The 17433-nt window shown below is 30.9% G+C and carries 16 protein-coding genes, 7 tRNA genes and 1 riboswitch; of the genes, 20 read left to right on the forward strand and 3 right to left on the reverse strand.

Features of this window, described 5'->3' with window-relative positions; translation table 11 throughout:
- The first annotated feature begins 6 nt into the window (after nt 1–6).
- The 8 genes from atpD to mreB all read left to right on the forward strand — a co-directional run bounded on the left by atpD (nt 7) and on the right by mreB (nt 7624).
- Nucleotides 7–1404 (forward strand): F0F1 ATP synthase subunit beta, encoded by a 1398-nt coding sequence (gene atpD / locus OW730_RS06915; protein WP_271228333.1) that lies wholly within the window; start codon nt 7–9, stop codon nt 1402–1404.
- Nucleotides 1405–1422: 18 nt separating this feature from the next.
- Nucleotides 1423–1821 (forward strand): ATP synthase delta/epsilon chain alpha-helix domain-containing protein, encoded by a 399-nt coding sequence (locus OW730_RS06920; protein WP_271228334.1) that lies wholly within the window; start codon nt 1423–1425, stop codon nt 1819–1821.
- Nucleotides 1822–1960: 139 nt separating this feature from the next.
- Nucleotides 1961–2608: a hypothetical protein gene (locus OW730_RS06925; protein ID WP_271228335.1), complete on the forward strand. Its 648-nt coding sequence runs from the start codon at nt 1961–1963 to the stop codon at nt 2606–2608.
- 28 nt (nt 2609–2636) lie between these two features.
- Nucleotides 2637–3899, forward strand: coding sequence for a UDP-N-acetylglucosamine 1-carboxyvinyltransferase (gene murA, locus OW730_RS06930; RefSeq protein ID WP_271228336.1), 1263 nt, complete (start codon nt 2637–2639; stop codon nt 3897–3899).
- A gap of 212 nt (nt 3900–4111) precedes the next feature.
- Complete coding sequence (gene spoIID / locus OW730_RS06935) at nt 4112–5164, forward strand: stage II sporulation protein D (RefSeq protein ID WP_271228337.1); 1053 nt, start codon at nt 4112–4114, stop codon at nt 5162–5164.
- Nucleotides 5165–5301: 137 nt separating this feature from the next.
- Nucleotides 5302–6057: a M23 family metallopeptidase gene (locus OW730_RS06940; RefSeq protein ID WP_271228338.1), complete on the forward strand. Its 756-nt coding sequence runs from the start codon at nt 5302–5304 to the stop codon at nt 6055–6057.
- 142 nt (nt 6058–6199) lie between these two features.
- Nucleotides 6200–6448 carry a sporulation transcriptional regulator SpoIIID gene (spoIIID, locus tag OW730_RS06945; protein ID WP_250859129.1) on the forward strand — a complete coding sequence of 83 codons (249 nt, stop codon included), beginning with the start codon at nt 6200–6202 and terminating at the stop codon, nt 6446–6448.
- Nucleotides 6449–6622: 174 nt separating this feature from the next.
- Complete coding sequence (gene mreB / locus OW730_RS06950; protein ID WP_271228339.1) at nt 6623–7624, forward strand: rod shape-determining protein MreB; 1002 nt, start codon at nt 6623–6625, stop codon at nt 7622–7624.
- A 63-nt stretch (nt 7625–7687) separates the two neighbouring features.
- Here mreB and yyaC read toward each other — a convergent pair whose 3' ends face one another.
- Nucleotides 7688–8221: a spore protease YyaC gene (yyaC, locus tag OW730_RS06955; RefSeq protein ID WP_271228340.1), complete on the reverse strand. Its 534-nt coding sequence runs from the start codon at nt 8219–8221 to the stop codon at nt 7688–7690.
- 122 nt (nt 8222–8343) lie between these two features.
- Here yyaC and OW730_RS06960 point away from each other — a divergent pair, with 122 nt between their 5' ends.
- From OW730_RS06960 to metK, 9 genes are all read left to right on the forward strand, one after another.
- Nucleotides 8344–8973 (forward strand): hypothetical protein, encoded by a 630-nt coding sequence (locus tag OW730_RS06960; RefSeq protein WP_271228341.1) that lies wholly within the window; start codon nt 8344–8346, stop codon nt 8971–8973.
- Between the two features lie 222 nt (nt 8974–9195).
- Nucleotides 9196–9280 (forward strand) — tRNA-Tyr (locus tag OW730_RS06965).
- Nucleotides 9281–9313: 33 nt separating this feature from the next.
- Nucleotides 9314–9389, forward strand: a tRNA-Thr gene (locus OW730_RS06970).
- 5 nt (nt 9390–9394) lie between these two features.
- Nucleotides 9395–9479 (forward strand) — tRNA-Tyr (locus OW730_RS06975).
- 30 nt (nt 9480–9509) lie between these two features.
- A tRNA-Thr gene (locus tag OW730_RS06980) sits at nt 9510–9585 on the forward strand.
- Nucleotides 9586–9593: 8 nt separating this feature from the next.
- A tRNA-Tyr gene (locus OW730_RS06985) sits at nt 9594–9678 on the forward strand.
- A gap of 31 nt (nt 9679–9709) precedes the next feature.
- Nucleotides 9710–9785 (forward strand) — tRNA-Thr (locus OW730_RS06990).
- 6 nt (nt 9786–9791) lie between these two features.
- A tRNA-Tyr gene (locus tag OW730_RS06995) sits at nt 9792–9876 on the forward strand.
- Nucleotides 9877–9901: 25 nt separating this feature from the next.
- A riboswitch (SAM riboswitch) is annotated at nt 9902–10005 on the forward strand.
- A gap of 112 nt (nt 10006–10117) precedes the next feature.
- Nucleotides 10118–11293, forward strand: coding sequence for a methionine adenosyltransferase (metK, locus tag OW730_RS07000; protein ID WP_271228342.1), 1176 nt, complete (start codon nt 10118–10120; stop codon nt 11291–11293).
- Nucleotides 11294–11657: 364 nt separating this feature from the next.
- On the opposite strand, the gene OW730_RS07005 is transcribed toward metK, so the two are convergent.
- Together OW730_RS07005 and OW730_RS07010 are read right to left on the reverse strand one after the other, a co-directional pair.
- Complete coding sequence (locus OW730_RS07005; protein WP_333781282.1) at nt 11658–12557, reverse strand: IS3 family transposase; 900 nt, start codon at nt 12555–12557, stop codon at nt 11658–11660.
- A gap of 1 nt (nt 12558) precedes the next feature.
- Entirely contained in the window at nt 12559–12867 is a 309-nt protein-coding gene (locus OW730_RS07010) for a transposase (RefSeq protein ID WP_271228343.1), read from the reverse strand.
- Between the two features lie 171 nt (nt 12868–13038).
- Here OW730_RS07010 and recD2 point away from each other — a divergent pair, with 171 nt between their 5' ends.
- From recD2 to hpf, 3 genes are all read left to right on the forward strand, one after another.
- Nucleotides 13039–15252 carry an SF1B family DNA helicase RecD2 gene (recD2, locus tag OW730_RS07015; RefSeq protein WP_271228344.1) on the forward strand — a complete coding sequence of 738 codons (2214 nt, stop codon included), beginning with the start codon at nt 13039–13041 and terminating at the stop codon, nt 15250–15252.
- 476 nt (nt 15253–15728) lie between these two features.
- Nucleotides 15729–16451: a ComF family protein gene (locus OW730_RS07020; RefSeq protein WP_271228345.1), complete on the forward strand. Its 723-nt coding sequence runs from the start codon at nt 15729–15731 to the stop codon at nt 16449–16451.
- 276 nt (nt 16452–16727) lie between these two features.
- Entirely contained in the window at nt 16728–17249 is a 522-nt protein-coding gene (gene hpf, locus OW730_RS07025; RefSeq protein WP_271228346.1) for a ribosome hibernation-promoting factor, HPF/YfiA family, read from the forward strand.
- The last annotated feature ends 184 nt before the right edge of the window (nt 17250–17433 follow it).

A 17433-nucleotide genomic window follows, 5' to 3' on the forward strand; every position in this document is an offset into this window, starting at 1 on the left:
TTTAAAATGGAAAATAGAGTAGGAGAAATTGTGCAAATAATTGGACCTGTTATTGATATTAAATATGATACTAGAGGGTTACCAGCTTTATATAATGCTATAGAAATTGAACTTGATCATAAAAAAATTATAGCTGAAGTAGAACAACATATTGGTGATGATGTAGTAAGATGTATAGCTATGGAAGATACAGAGGGGTTACGTAGAGGTATGAAGGCGATTGATACTGGAAAACCCATAACAGTACCAGTAGGAAAAGAAGTATTAGGAAGAGTGTTTAATGTATTAGGTGAGTGCATTGATGGTGGAGAAACACCTAAATGTGAAGAATTTTATTCCATACATAGGGAGGCACCACCGTTCCACGAACAATCACTTAAGCCTGAAATGTTTGAGACTGGTATTAAAGTTTTAGATCTTTTAGCCCCATACCCCAAAGGTGGTAAAATAGGGCTATTTGGTGGAGCTGGTGTTGGAAAGACTGTACTTATACAAGAATTAATAAATAATATAGTTGTACAATATGGTGGATTATCTGTTTTTACAGGAGTAGGTGAAAGAAGTAGAGAGGGAAATGAATTATATTATGAAATGAAAGAGAGTGGAGTAATAAAAAATACAGCACTTGTATTTGGACAAATGAATGAACCGCCAGGAGCAAGAATGAGAGTTGCTTTAACTGGACTTAGCATTGCTGAATATTTTAGAGATCAAGGGCAAGATGTATTATTATTTATAGATAATATTTTTAGATTCACACAAGCGGGTTCGGAAGTTTCAGCTCTTTTGGGGCGAATTCCCAGTGCAGTTGGATATCAACCTACATTAGCAACAGAAATGGGAGCACTGCAGGAGCGAATCACATCTACAACTAAAGGTGCGATTACGTCGGTTCAAGCAGTATATGTTCCAGCTGATGATCTTACAGATCCGGCTCCAGCAACTACATTTACACATCTTGATGCTACTACTGTACTTTCAAGAGGAATAGTAGAACTTGGAATTTATCCAGCAGTAGATCCTTTGGTGTCTACTTCAAGAATATTAGATCCAGAGGTTGTTGGCAAAGAACACTATAATATTGCAGTTAAGGTTAAACATATCCTTGAAAGATATAAGGAATTACAAGATATTATTGCAATTCTTGGGATAGATGAATTATCAGATGAGGATAAATTAATAGTTAGTAGAGCACGGAAAATACAAAGATTTTTTTCGCAGCCATTAACTATTGGTGAACAATTTACTGGTATGAAAGGAAAATTTGTGGCTGTAGAAGATACTGTTAAAGGATTTAAAGAAATTCTTGAAGGGAAATTGGATGATGTACCAGAAGAAGCGTTTAGTTATGTAGGAGGCATAGAAGAAGTAAAAGAAAAGGCAAATAACTTAAAAAAAGAGTAAGAACTAAGGAGGGAATGAATGAAAGAATTTAATATAAAAATAATTAGTACTAAAGGAACTTTTCTGGAAGATAAAATAGAAGAAATAAAACTAAAAGATATTAGTGGAAAATTTTCTATTCTATCTAATCATGAAGCAAGAGTTGTTTTTATTGTCCCTTGCAAGGGGGAGATAATAAGGAAAGGGGCAAGAGAAGCTTTTTTCGTATCATTTGGTATATTGAATATTGATGAAAATGGAGATGTGTTAATAACCTGTGAAGCTTGTGAGTGGAAAAGTGATATTGATATAAAAAGAGCAAAGGAATCAAAAGAACGAGCATTGAATAGAATAGACAAAAATAAAGAAGGAATTGACATACAAAGAGCTGAAAAGGCATTAATGAGGGCGGTTGCAAGAATTGAAAGCGTAAGTTGAACTTTAGGTAGTTCATCTTACGCTTTCACACTTTTTTGATATGAAAATATATTAGTTATATAGAAACTTATAAAATAATTAAATCTTTATAGTTTAATTTTCGAAATAATGGCAATTAATAAAAGTAGGAGGCTTGGACATGAAAAAATTTATTGTTATTTTGATTATTATAGTTATAGAGAGTAATTTAATTTTTTGTAATTCTAAATTTAATGAATTTGAAGATCGTATTTCTGAATGTATTTCAAGTGAGTATGAATATGGAATAGAAATGAAATTTAAATTTCAGGATTTTCACACAACAGAAAAGTATTTTAAAGAGTTAGAAAAAAAAGATTATGAGAGGAAGGAAATTAAACACCGAAAAATTGACAATAAAAGCTTCATAAATGTAAACTCTCTAGATTTAAAAATATACATAGTTTTAGATTCAGAGAATAAAGAAGGAAAAATAAAGATGATAAGTTCAGATAAAGTAATGATTAAGGAGCTTTTGGAAGAATTAGACAGTGAGAGTTTTTTAGTTATAATGAATTTAACTACAAATATTAAATATAAATTGAATAATGAATTAGAAAATGTATACTCAAAAATAATAGAATATTATAATGCTAAAAACTATATGATAGATGAAGTTGACTTTGGAAGAGGAAAGGAAGTAATAGTATATCATAAACTTTTTAGTTTACCACTTATGAAAAGAAAAGTAAGTCACATTATTTTAGTGAAATATGCAAGAGAAAATTTTTTGATAGTTGGAGATAAAGAGATAATTATGGATTATTAATATTGCAATAATTGAGTGGAGGATTAAAATGGATAAGATAATAATTAATGGTCAGAAGGTTTTGAGCGGAGAAGTGAATATTAGTACTGCTAAAAATGCTGTGCTACCAATTATGGCTGCGTCCATTCTGACTGATGATGAAGTATTAATAAATAAAGCACCAATGCTTGAAGATGTCTATGTATTAGGTGAAATTTTAAGAGGTCTAAACGTTGGTGTAATAATAGATAATGAAACAGGAAAAATTTTGATAGAAAATAATTATAATATGGGTATTGAGGCTAATGGAAATCTTGTTAGAAAAATGAGAGCATCAAGTTTATTGATGGGACCACTCCTTGCTAAAAAAGGTAGGTTCAGAAATTCTCTTCCAGGTGGATGCAATATAGGAACAAGACCTATTGATTTGCATTTGAAAGGATTGACAGCTTTAGGTGCAGATATTAATATTGGTCATGGTTATGTTGAAGCTAGAACTAAGGGATTAATAGGAAATAAAATCTATTTGGATTATCCTTCTGTTGGAGCAACTGAGAATATTATGATGGCTTCTGTATTAGCTAAAGGTGATACTATTATTGAAAATGCTGCAGAGGAACCAGAAATAGAGGATTTAGCTAATTTTCTTATTGCTATGGGAGCGAAAATCTATGGTGCTGGAACAGACAGAATAATTATAAGTGGAGTGAATTATCTTAAAGGATTAGAATATACACCTATTTATGATAGGATTGAAGCTGGGACATTTATGATTGCAGCAGCAATAACACATAGTAAAATCAAAATAAATGGAATTAAAGAATCTAATCTAAAACCGGTTATTGCTAAATTGGCTGAAGCTGGGGTAATGATGGAGATTGAAGATGAGAGTATAATAGTTGATGGGACAGATACACTGCTACCTGTTGATATTAAGACACTTCCTTATCCAGGATTTCCTACTGACATGCAATCACAAATGATGAGTTTTCTTTCTACTGTGAAAGGCACAAGCATTATAACAGAAACCATCTTTGAAAATAGATTCATGTGTGCTGCGGAACTTAAAAGAATGGGTGCAAATATTAAAATTGAAGGAAGGACTGCAACTGTACAGGGGGTGGATAACCTTACTGGAGCCGAAGTAAGAGCAACTGATTTAAGAGCAGGTGCAGCGATAATTTTAGCAGCATTGGCAGCGAAGGGGGAATCAATTATAACTGGAGTAAAGCATATTGATAGAGGATATGTTGAAATAGAGAAGAAATTACAGGGATTAGGCGCTGATATTAGAAGAGAAAAAGAAAATTGAGAAATCGTTAGGATGTTTTATCCTGACGATTTATTTTTTTACTATGTAAAAAAAGTTGACAGATTCATAAAACCACCATTCTCAATTCTACATTCTCAATTCTCCATTTGTTTTAAGTGAGTGTTTTAGTAATATATTTTTAATTAGTTCATATCTATATATAGAGAGAACAAAGAACTATTTATACGATATTGGAGGTAAGGTGGGTAAATATGAATAAAAATAATTATAAGGTTAATTTTTTTGATATTATAATTGGCGTACTTTCTATAGTTTTATTTTTATTCGTCACAACATTACTTGTTAATATTGGAACAGGTAAAGGTGTCAATATGGTTGATGAATCAGAATTAATTAAGGAAAAGGGGAATAAGTATAATATATCAGAGAGAGAAAAAACGGAGGTATACATTAAGGTATATATAACAGAGAAAGATGTTGTTGAGGTTATTCCCTTAGGAATTTATTTAAAAGGAGTAGTTGCAGCAGAAATGCCTGCGGAATTTAATTTAGAAGCTTTAAAAGCGCAAAGTGTAGCAGCAAGAACTTATGCATTATCCCATATAAAACAATATAAAGGTATACCATGTATTAGGGCTAAAGAACATGAGGCTGATATTTGTGATAGTACACATTGTCAAGTTTATATAGGTGAAAGTGATATGAAAAATATATGGGGTGAAAATTATAAGAAGTATCATGAAAAAATTTCTGAAGCAGTGAAGACTACAGAAGGTGTTGTAATAACTTATAACGGGGAACCAATAGATAGTCCATATTATTTTGCAGCAAGTAGTGGGTTTACAGAAAATAGCGAAGAGGTATTTTCAGAAGCTAGACCATATTTAACAAGTGTTCAAAGTTATGGAGATTCTGATGCTCCGAAATTTAGTTCCACTATGAAAATCAATAAAATAGATTTCATAAAAAAAATAAAAGATAACTATAAAGGAGCTACTTTATATAAAAACTCTTTAATGGATCAGATAAACATAACTCAACGTACTGATGCCGGTAATGTAAAACAAATAAATATAGGAAATATATCTTTAAAGGGAACGGAATTTAGAAAGTTATTTTTACTAAATTCAGCAGATTTTATACTGAGTGATGAAGGAGAGGATTTAATAGTATATTGTCAAGGATATGGTCATGAAGTTGGAATGAGTCAATGGGGTGCAAATGGGATGGCGAAAATAGGTAAGAAATTTGATCAAATACTTAAGCATTACTATTCAGGCACTGAGATTAGGAAAATATTTTAATAAAATATAATTATAAAATTCTTTAATAAAGATTGATTTTTGGATTTGGAATAACCAAGTCTCTTTTTTTTTGAAAAATTTTATAAGAAATGTATTTTTTCTAATAATGTGGACATTATTACAGAAAGGAGGTGTTTATGATGGAATCAAATAAACAAAAATTTTATCAAAAATCAAGTTTTTATGTTGCTGTTTTTGCTGCATTAGTATTAGTAGCGGGAATATTGATATTTACATTAATAAGAAATAATAATACTGCAGCTGTTAATGGTGGTAATGTGGCAAATGGCGCATTTGAAAAGGGAGAAAATGTTGACGAAGGTCAAGATGTTGGTGTTGAAAATGGAGAAAAAGCTGAAGAAGATGTTTCAGTTGTATTTACAGATGAGAATATGGAGTTAGATGTAAGCGTTATAGCTAATTCTCCAGAAATCAAAAACTTAACAGAGCCAGTAGAGGGAGAGGTAATCTATCAATTTAGAAAGCCAATTACAGATAAAACTGATAAGACTAATAAAACACCTAGAGGTGTTGGAATTAAGTGTGAACTTGATTCAGAAGTTAAGTCTAGCAGTGAGGGAGTAGTTGAATTCATAGGTGTTGATAAATTATTTGGAACTACTGTAGTAATTAATCACGGAGATATGTTTAAAACAATTTATTCAAATCTTAATGATGAGGTTAAGGTATCAGTTGGTGATGAAGTTAAAGTTGGAGATGTAATAGGTAACATAGGTGAGAGTGCAGTTTATTTTGTAAATGCTCATTATGATCCACATTTACATTTTGAAATAATTGCTTCAAATGAAAAGTATGAAGACATTATGGCAAACTATAACAAGTATTATGATACTTTTGTTAATCCTCTAGATTATTTAGATTTTAGTAATTAATTATTACTATGGTGAAAAGTTCAATTAATTTGAACTTTTCACCAAAAAATATTCGTAAAAGCAATGATTAAGTCAGTGAGAGTATTATTAGATTAAATCATTGCATATTATATTAATAGAAGGATTAAGGAGGTAGCGTTCTTTGAAAGATTACATCGAAGAAAGAGTTTTGGAAGTAGCTAGGTATATTATCGAATCGGAAGCTACAATAAGAAAAACTGCTAAGGTTTTTGGCGTAAGCAAAAGTACTATTCACAAAGATATGACTGAAAGATTACCTAAAATAAATCCTCAAATAGCTCAGGAAGCAAAAAGAGTTTTGGATTTGAATAAGTCAGAGAGGCATATTAGAGGTGGAAGAGCTACAAAGTTAAAGTACAAGTCTATATAGAAATTAAAGAATGTTTATAAGAATAATTTGTAAAATTACTCCGCTATCTGTTTAATATTTATTTTTAGAATATTCTTAAATTAATTTAAGAATATTAGAGGAATTTGAAAAAATTCCTAGAATATAGATAAGTATGTATTTTTATGAATGAGTTGAGTAGGAGTGAACTGAATAATGTTATTTAGGATGAGTGCTGATATTGGGATTGATTTAGGTACTGCAACTGTATTAGTGTTTTCAAAAAATAAAGGTATTGTTTTAAAAGAACCTTCAGTTGTAGCAATTGATAAAAGTGAAAAAGGTAATGAGAGGGTTTTAAAAGTTGGGGAAGAAGCAAGACAGATGATTGGTAGAACTCCTGGTAATATTGTAGCGATTAGACCTTTAAGAGATGGAGTTATTTCAGACTATGATATAACAGAAAAAATGCTAAAATATTTTATTAATAAGGCATGCGGTAAAAGACGTTGGTTTGCACCAAAAGTTGCAATATGTATTCCTTGTGAAGCAACAGCAGTGGAGAGAAAAGCAGTTGAAGATGCTGCAAGAAATGCTGGGGCAAAAACAGTAAAACTAATAGAAGAACCATTAGCAGCTGCAATTGGAGCTGGATTAGATATTACGAAAGCTAGTGGAAATATGATTATAGATATTGGTGGAGGAACAACAGATATTGCAGTTATTTCTCTTGGTGGTATGGTTGTTCGTCAATCAATAAAAGTAGCTGGCGATGAATTTGACGAATCTATTATTAAATATATAAGAAAGAAACATAAAGTTATGATTGGTGAAAGAACCGCTGAAGAACTTAAAATAAAGATTGGTTGTGTATTTAATGCAGATCCAGAAAAAACATTAGAAGTTAGAGGCCGTGATTTATTAAATGGATTACCAACGAATATAGTAGTAAATGCAGTTGAAATGCAAGACGCATTAAAAGAAGCAGTATATACTATAGCAGAAAGTACCCATTCAGTTCTAGAAAAAACTCCACCTGAATTAGCATCTGATATTGCAGAAAAAGGAATTGTAATGACAGGCGGGGGAGCATTACTAGAAGGATTAGATAAATTAATCGAGCAATATACTAATGTACCGGTGTATGTTGCAGAAGACTCTATTTCATGTGTTGCCTATGGAACTGGAAAAGTATTAGATTATATATTTAATGATTAAACATAGAGAAAAAAATTAAGAATTATAATAAATTAAAAACAGGCTTAGATGCCTGTTTTTTTATTATGAGTTTTCTTCTTGATATAGGTTATAAGAATAAAGAATGGATTTGCTAATTACTTTAGCAATTTTCATTACTAAATTTAAGCGAATATTCCTATTTGTAAATAATTCGTTCTTATCGCAAGAGTCAACAATTCCAATTATGGATACTTTCCCGATTTTGGGAAGAGTTTTGCCAACTCCTTTACCAGGGTGGATAGGATAATCACGTATCTGTATTTCTCCTATATTATAATCATCACCTAGACAGGCGTCTATTCCTATTAAGGTATAATCAGGAAATTCTTTTTTTATATTTGAGAATTTCTCATCTATATTTAAAGCATGAATTGGGTTTTCCACTGTACCAAAAATTTTAAGAGGTATATTACTATCGGAGAGATATGATCCTACAAGTGGACCTAAACAATCACCAATACATCTATCAGTACCAATACATATAATTATAGTTTTTTCATTCAAATAGTTTTTAAGAAAATTAGCTATCTTATAGTAAGCGAAAGGATCAGTATAATGAGCTTTAACTTTGTTCAAAGAATTCACCTCCTAATAAAATATATGAAATTAATATACTTATATATACCTTTGAAATTAAAGAATTTATATAAAGTATAAAAAAAATAAAAATGTAAATAATTTAAAAAGGAGGTTGAAAAATGAAAAGATTGAAATTAATTTATTTTATAATTACTGTAGAATTGATTATATTAGGTTTATTAGTTTTTGTAGAAAAAAATCAATTTAATGCAAAAGATAATTTTGTTATAAAAAATGATATAATTCAAGATAAAAGGAATAATATTCAATTTAATGAACATGAAAATAATGATAAATTTAAAAAATCTAAATACAATCATGATGAAGTTAGTAAAAAAATTCAAAATAAAATTTTGAATCGTGATGAAATAAAAGAATCTATTGAAAATAATTTATCTAATTATGGAGAGAATATGTCACAAGAAGAAATTGATATTATTTTGAAAGATGAAGCAATATCAGTATTTAAAGTTGAATGTTCCTCTATAATGGGGAGTTTGAATTTTCAAGACAAAAAAAATATACTAAATGTGGCTATGAAAGTTGATAAAAAGATGTTTAATACTATCAAAGAATTACTTCATCATGATAATCAAGAATACGGTGTTTTGAAATCTATATTATTATTAAGGGATTATCTAGATGAAAAAGACTTTGAAAAGGTAAGAGAAACAGCGGGTAAATACGTTGATATGAACATGATAGAAGAGTATTATTATCTTGAGAAATCAGGTGCATCATATCAGTAATTAATCATCAAGAAAATTTGGAATTTTCTTGATTGATTAACGTAAAAGAAAAAAAGGATTTGATATTAAATCGAAGTAATTGAGAGATTTTGAGATATAGAATAAAATAATTTTAGAATTTGGCGATATTTGAGGTTGAAATTAATCTGTTATACTTGTATACTATTCATTGTCGGTAAGACGCGGAGAGATGTTCGAAAGACACTTTCCGAAAAACAAAATGGGCGAGTTCCCGAGTGGCCAAAGGGGGCAGACTGTAAATCTGTTGCGTTTCGCTTCGATGGTTCGAATCCATCTTCGCCCACCATTTTAAAAATAGAATACAAATGTATTGAATTATGCTGGCATGGCTCAATTGGTAGAGCAGCTGACTTGTAATCAGCAGGTTGTAGGTTCAAGTCCTATTGCCAGCTCCATAAATGGGCGAGTTCCCGAGTGGCCAAAGGGGGCAGACTGTAAATCTGTTGCGTTTCGCTTCGATGGTTCGAATCCATCTTCGCCCACCATTTTTAAAATACAAATGTATTCAAATATATGCTGGCATGGCTCAATTGGTAGAGCAGCTGACTTGTAATCAGCAGGTTGTAGGTTCAAGTCCTATTGCCAGCTCCATATAACATGGGCGAGTTCCCGAGTGGCCAAAGGGGGCAGACTGTAAATCTGTTACGTTTCGTTTCGATGGTTCGAATCCATCTTCGCCCACCATGTTTTTTATAATAATAAAATAAATTAATATGCTGGCATGGCTCAATTGGTAGAGCAGCTGACTTGTAATCAGCAGGTTGTAGGTTCAAGTCCTATTGCCAGCTCCATAAAATGGGCGAGTTCCCGAGTGGCCAAAGGGGGCAGACTGTAAATCTGTTGCGTTTCGCTTCGATGGTTCGAATCCATCTTCGCCCACCATTTTATTATCAAAACAATTAAATACATCTTATCCAGAGAGGTGGAGGGACCGGCCCTATGAAACCCAGCAACCGGCAATGTAATTGCTATGGTGCTAATTCCTACAATCATATGATTGTAAGATAAGAATTAAAAGCTGAAATTTTACCTCTCTATCTAGGATAGAGAGGTTTTTTATTGTGAAAAATGGTAACCCAATACATTAGATAGAACAAAAAGAAAGTAAAGGAGAATAGGTTAAATGAAAAGAATATTCACTTCAGAATCAGTAACAGAAGGACATCCGGATAAAATCTGTGACCAGATATCAGATGCTATATTGGATAGTATTTTTGAGAAAGACCCAAATGCAAGAGTTGCATGTGAAACAGCTGTAACAACAGGCTTAGTTATGGTTATGGGTGAGATAACAACTAATTGTTATGTTGATATCCCAAAAGTTGTAAGAAAGACAATTGAAGAAATAGGATATACAAGAGCTAAATATGGTTTTGATGCTGACACATGTGCAGTTATGACTACTATTGATGAACAGTCAAGAGATATTGCTATGGGTGTTGATGAAGCTTTAGAATCTAAAGAAGGTGAAATGGCTTCTGAGGAAGCTACAGGAGCAGGAGACCAAGGTATGATGTTTGGTTATGCTACTAATGAAACAGAAGAGTATATGCCACTTCCAATTGCCTTAGCTCACAAGTTATCAAGAAGATTATCAGAGGTAAGAAAGAATGGAACTCTTGATTACTTAAGACCAGATGGAAAAACTCAAGTAACAGTTGAGTTTGAAGATGATAAACCAGTTAGAATTGATACAATTGTTATTTCTACTCAACACTCTCCAGAGGTAACTAGAGAGCAGATTCAAAAAGATTTAATGGAACATGTAATTAAGCCAATTGTACCAGCTGAACTTTTAGATGATGAAACAAAATATTTCATTAATCCAACTGGAAGATTTGTTATTGGTGGACCACAAGGAGATGCCGGGTTAACAGGTAGAAAGATAATAGTAGATACTTATGGTGGTATGGGAAGACATGGAGGAGGAGCTTTCTCTGGAAAGGATCCTACAAAGGTTGATAGATCTGCTGCATATGCTGCAAGATGGGTAGCTAAGAACTTAGTTGCTGCTGGGGTAGCTGATAGACTTGAAATTCAATTAGCTTATGCTATAGGAGTTGCAGAACCTGTATCAATAGAGGTTGAAACTTTTGGAACTGAGAAGGTTTCACATGATAAGATAGTTGAAGTTGTTAAGAGAGTATTTGATTTAAGACCAGCTGCTATAATTAAAGAACTAGGATTAAGAAGACCGATATACAGACAGACTGCTGCATATGGTCACTTTGGAAGAACTGATATTAATCTTCCATGGGAAGCGCTTGATAAAGTAGAAGAGATTAAAAAACACTTATAAGATAAAAAAAGCACGTAAGAATGGAAATTCTTACGTGCTTTTTATTGTTTTCAAATGGTAAGAAATATTCTAAAGAAGTGAAAACTTAGAAAGAAATGTAGAATTGATAATGTAGAATGGAGAATGAAGGAGGTTTCTGCCGTTATGGGCAGAAGTTACATAATATTATTCTTTAGAACAAGGAGTTTTTACTCATTTTATCATAGGATAAAATATTGTAGTTTTTATACAATGTTTCATTAGTATATGAAACGAGTAAACCTTTATTGTTCAAAGAACAATAAGATTAAGATTTCACGGAGTGAAATGTCGTGCATTCTCGGATAGCCCCCTTCTAAATGGACAGGGGTAACTCATTCTCACTCTAACTTACATTTTCTAAATAATACTCATGAGGGGGTATATATCCTATTGCGGAATGTATCCTCTCATTGTTATATCTATATACAAAATCTGCTACATCATATTGAATATGGTCTAACGACCTATAAATCATGCCGGTTAGGCATTCGTCTTGCAAATACCTATGATATGATTCGATAAATGCATTATAATTAGGGCTCTTAACAGGAATTCGCTCATGCATCACTTTTTCTTTAATACATGCGCCTTCAAATTTAGCGCTGACAAATTGAGAACCATTATCTGTTCTAATAACTAAATCACCAGGATTATCTTTTAAACCTCTTGTATATAAAGCTTCTATCAATACTTTCTTTGCAACATCACCAGTACAGGACAAATCAATAGAATGAGCAATTATAGATCTATCATGAACATCAATTATTGAAGTTATATAGGCTGTTTTTTTTATTCCAGCAATGAATGAATATTTTATATCCATCTGCCATAATTGATTTGAAGCTGTGACTTTAACCTGCTTACAGACTCTAGAAACTCTCTTTCTATGAGTTCTTTTTTTAGGGAACAGCAGCTTTAAAATTCTCATTAATCTTCTAACTTTCTTTTTATTGATTTTGAGATTATACATTTTTCTAAGGCACTGGGTTATCTTCTTATACCCATAATGCTGCTCTGTTTTTCTGTTTTTAAGTTCAGCTATATATTTTTGAATTACTATGTCATTAACCTTTTCACCATTGAAGGTATAGCTGTGCCCAGGAGCCTTTCGGCCTGTATTTGCGTAGCTTCGTTGAACTTTTACTTTAGTATGTGCATAATACGAAGAACGTGCTACTTGAACAATTCCCAACACAATAGTTTTTGCATATCCTTTATCAATCCAAACCTGAGCAACAGCAATTTTATCTACTAACGATGGGTGTTTTTTTTAATAAGTCACGTAAAATAGCTATTTCAAGATCCTTTTCTTCAAGCATTTCTTTCATCTTCTTATACTCTTTTTTGTAGTTTGGTATTGATTCTTGCTCAACTACAACCTTCGGTTTTAAGGTCTGGTTATAACGTCTGTAATTGTTAACCCAATTACTTAACTGCTTTGGATTAATGTCATACGCTTTAGCAACTGAAATATTACTACCAGATTCTAAAACCTCCATCACATACTTCATTCTTTGTTCCTCAGTAAACTTTCTAACAAATCTTTGACCCATAACTATAGCCCTCCTAATCTCTAAATATATTTTATTATTCTAGAGTGGATATGTCCAATCCGATTAGGGGGGCTATGTGTTCTCCATTCTCCATTTTACATTCTCCATTATGTTTTCTAAAGTTGTGGTATAATTAAATATATTTAAGTTAGTGAAGAAGTTGGTGAAATTATGGAAGAAATAATCGGAATGGTAGAAGCTATAATATATGAAAATGAAAGTAATGGATATGTGGTAGCTAAAATTAAAATTGAAAATCGGTTAGAAACTATAAATGGATCAATGCCTTTTTTGAAAGAAGGTATGCAGATAAAAGCTGCTGGGGTGTGGACTGAACATAAAAAATTTGGTAAACAGTTTAAGGTTGAAAAATGGGAAGAAGTAAAACCTAAATCTCAGGAGGGGGTAGAGAGATATCTTGCCTCTGGGATTATCAATGGAATTGGTCCTGTTACAGCACACAGAATTATTAAGAAGTTTGGCGATAAAGCTTTAGATATAATTGAAAATGATATTGATAAATTATTAGAAGTAGAAGGTATAGGGAAGAAAAAAATTGACATAATTAAAAAATCATTTGAACAGAGTAAAGATATTAAAGATTTGGTGGTTATGCTTCAGGGATATGGAATATCACCTAAACAATGTATTCGTATACATAAGGTATATGGAAAAGATGCTGTAAGTAATATAAAAAAGAATCCTTATAAACTTATTGATGATATTAGGGGAATAGGATTTAAAACCGCAGATAGGATTGCTTTAAGTATGGGGATTGATAAAACTTCACCATTTAGAATATCTTCAGGTATTAAGTATGTAATAGATCAATTTTGTTTAAATGGAAATACGTATATGCCGAAAAGCATGCTTCTGCAGCAGAGTAGAGAAATACTAGGGGTGCAGACTGATGTGGTGGAAGATGGATTATATAATGCTGTTCTAGAGCAGAAAGTAAAGAATGAGGTTATTGAAGGGGAAGAATGTGTTTACAATATTCCATATTATTATTGTGAATTAGGAATTACAAAAAAAATAGTTCATATGATTGCAGGAACATATCCTAAGTTTGATGTAGATTTAATTAAAAAGATAGAAGAATTTGAGAAGGAAACTGGAATAAGTTTTGCTGAGTCTCAGAAGGAAGCTATTATTGGAGCTTTTGAGAATGGAGTAGAAATAATTACAGGTGGTCCAGGTACAGGTAAAACAACAATAATCAATTGTATAACTAATATAATGGAAGACCTTGGGTTGGAAGTTTTTATGGCAGCGCCTACAGGTAGAGCGGCTAAGAGAATGAGCGAATCAACTGGAAGAGAATCAAAAACTATACATAGGTTATTAGAGTTAGGATATGGAGAAGATGAAGAAGAACTTGCTTTTGCTAGAAATGAGAAATCACCATTGGAATGTGATGTGTTAATTGTGGATGAAGCCTCGATGATAGATTTAACTCTCATGAATAATTTATTAAAGGCTGTTAAATATGGTATGAGACTTATAATTGTAGGAGATGTTGATCAATTACCATCTGTTGGTGCTGGAAGAGTTTTGCATGATTTAATTGATAGTGATTGTATTCATGTGGTTAGGTTAAGGGACATATTCAGACAATCTGAGAAAAGTATGATCGTATTAAATGCTCATAAGATTAATAATGGAGAAATGCCTGAATTAAATAATAAAGATAAAGATTTTTTCTTTTTAAAGAAGAATCCTAGAACAGAAGCCTTAGATACAATAATAAGTTTAGTCAGTGAGCGTTTACCTAAATTTAATCCTAAGTGGAATAGTATTAGAGATATTCAGATATTATCGCCCATGAGGAAGGGTGTTCTTGGTGTAGATAATCTTAATGAGCAACTACAAGAAATATTAAATCCAAGAGAAAAAGATAAAAAAGAGATTGATGTAAGAATGGGGAAATTTAGAGTAGGCGATAAGGTAATGCAAATTAAAAATAACTATTCTATAAAATGGACTAAATTTGATGGAACAAATAATAAAAGCGGACTTGGAGTATACAATGGAGATGTTGGGTATATTAGTTTTATTGATGAAAGCGGTAATGTTCATGTGAAGTTTGATGATGGTAAGCTTGTTGTGTATGAAGATATGTTTATAGATGAATTAACCCTTGCATATGCTGTTACGATACATAAAAGTCAAGGAAGTGAATTTCCAGTTGTAGTTATACCAATGTTTATGGGACCTCCTATGTTAATGAACAAAAATTTGTTATACACTGGAATCACAAGGGCAAAAGGAATGGTTGTTCTTGTAGGAGAAGAGAAAGCTATGAAATATATGATAAGTAACGATAAAACGTATGAAAGGTTTTCAGCGTTAAGTTATAGAATTAAAAGTATATTTGATATATAACCTTTTTAAATAATAAAAACTCATGTGATAAACATGGGTTTTTGTTGTTAAAGGAATGATAGAGAAACTTTGTGAACTAACTTCGTTAGTTCAGTAAAACAAATGTATAATGGATAATTGATAATGTATAATGATGGATGTTTTGCTCCGCAAAACTACATTTTATTGGTCTTTAGAACAAGTAGTTTTAACTCATTTTATCTAAAGATAAAATATTGTATTTTAGATACAAGGTTTCATTCTTGATGAAACGAGTAAAATGTTGTAGTCCAAGGAACAATACAATTACAATTTCTCGGAGAGAAATGTCAATCATTATACATTCTACATTATCCATTATACATTTCTTTTCTAAAGCACAAAGGTTTCTTATCATCCAGTAAAATTTAAAGAATTAAAACAAGTGCAATTTGTATAATAATAACAAAATGGTCCATATTTAAAATAAAAACTTACATAATATGGAGTAATAAAGAATGAAATATACTAATTTTAACGGGTTATTTAGTTTAATGAGAAAAAAGTTAACAAATTATGTTGATGGGTTTTTAAGTGTATTATTTTACTATGAGGACATGTGTATTATATGCAATAAGCAAACAAATAATAATCATATATTATGTGACAACTGTAAAAATAATAAATATAGCATTAAAAAGACAATAAAAAAAGGAGGATTTAAGTTTAATGCTTATTGTTGTTATTATTACAACAAATATATAAGAGAAGCTATAAAAGGAATGAAGTATAAGAATGATTTTAATGCAATTAATGCCTTTGGGAAGGATTTAGCAAATCTAATAATTAAAGAAAATTTAGAGGTTGATATAATAACCTTTGTACCTAGCAATAAAAGTGTGATTAAAAAGCGAGATTACAATCAAAGTGAACTTTTGGCTAGGAAAATTGTAAAAAGTCTTAATAAACAATTCCATAAAAAAATATATATAGGAAATTTGTTGGAAAAAGAAAAGTGTTTAGATCAAATAGGATTGAGTAGATTAGAAAGATGGGAAAATGTAAGTAATGTTTTTAGTGTAAATAAAAAAAATAAAGAAAAAATTAAAAATAGGAAAATAATATTGATAGATGACGTTTTAACATCGGGCGCTACTGCATATTATTGTAGTAAGAGACTTATTGAAGAGGGGGCAAGTTCAGTTGATATAGTAACTATTGCTGCAGCAAATATTATATAAGGTATATTGACCCGGATAAAACCATTATACCATAAAATTCATTAAATATCATGTTACATACTAATGTGCATTACTAAAGGTGATATCGATATATTGGTATAATTGAGATATTTGGGGAGAATCTTTAGAATATTATGAAATATTAGGTTTGTAGTTTATGTGTAAATTTTATAAAATATATTTAAACATAAGTAGCAAGAATTAAATTTTAATATTTCAAAAAGTGAAAAAGGTTTTAAAACCATAATATATTTATTACCGAGAGGGGCTGAAGTCATGAAAGTTAAAATTATAGGAAAAGACATTAAGGTTACAAAAGCACTGAATGAAGTAATAGAGAAAAAGCTTATGAAGCTAGATAAATATTTTAAGCCAGAGGTTGAGGCCCATGTGACTTTGAGTGTAGTAAAAAGTACTCATTCAATTGAAATTATGATTCCGTTTAATGGTGTTTACTTAAGGGCAGAAGAAAAAAATGAAGATATGTATACAGCATTAGATTTGATTTTAGATAAATTAGAAAGACAAATCAGAAAGCAAAAAACAAGAATGGAAAGAAAATTACACGGAAGTTCTTTGATATATGAAAAGATTCCAAATGAAGTAAACTATGATGAAGCTAGAATAGTTAAAACTAAGCGTTTTGCAATTAAGCCAATGGATCCAGAAGAAGCGATTCTTCAAATGGATTTAATAGGACATAACTTTTTTGTTTTCCTTAATGCAGAAACAGAGGAAGTAAGTGTTGTATATAAAAGAAAAGATGGAAATTATGGGTTGATTGAACCGGAATTTTAATAAAAAAGATTGCCTATGGCAATCTTTTTTTGATTTTATTTATAATGGTAAAGTAATATTGTTTTATTCTATTGATTATTTCAGTGATTTAAATTAGTATAATTAATTAGTTTATCTTTTTTATTTATGTAAATATTAAATATTAAATAAGTCTTAATTATGTTACATATATTGAAAGGATTCT

Origin of the sequence: Oceanirhabdus sp. W0125-5 (assembly GCF_027938815.1) — a bacterium.
Lineage (GTDB): Bacteria > Bacillota > Clostridia > Clostridiales > Clostridiaceae > Oceanirhabdus.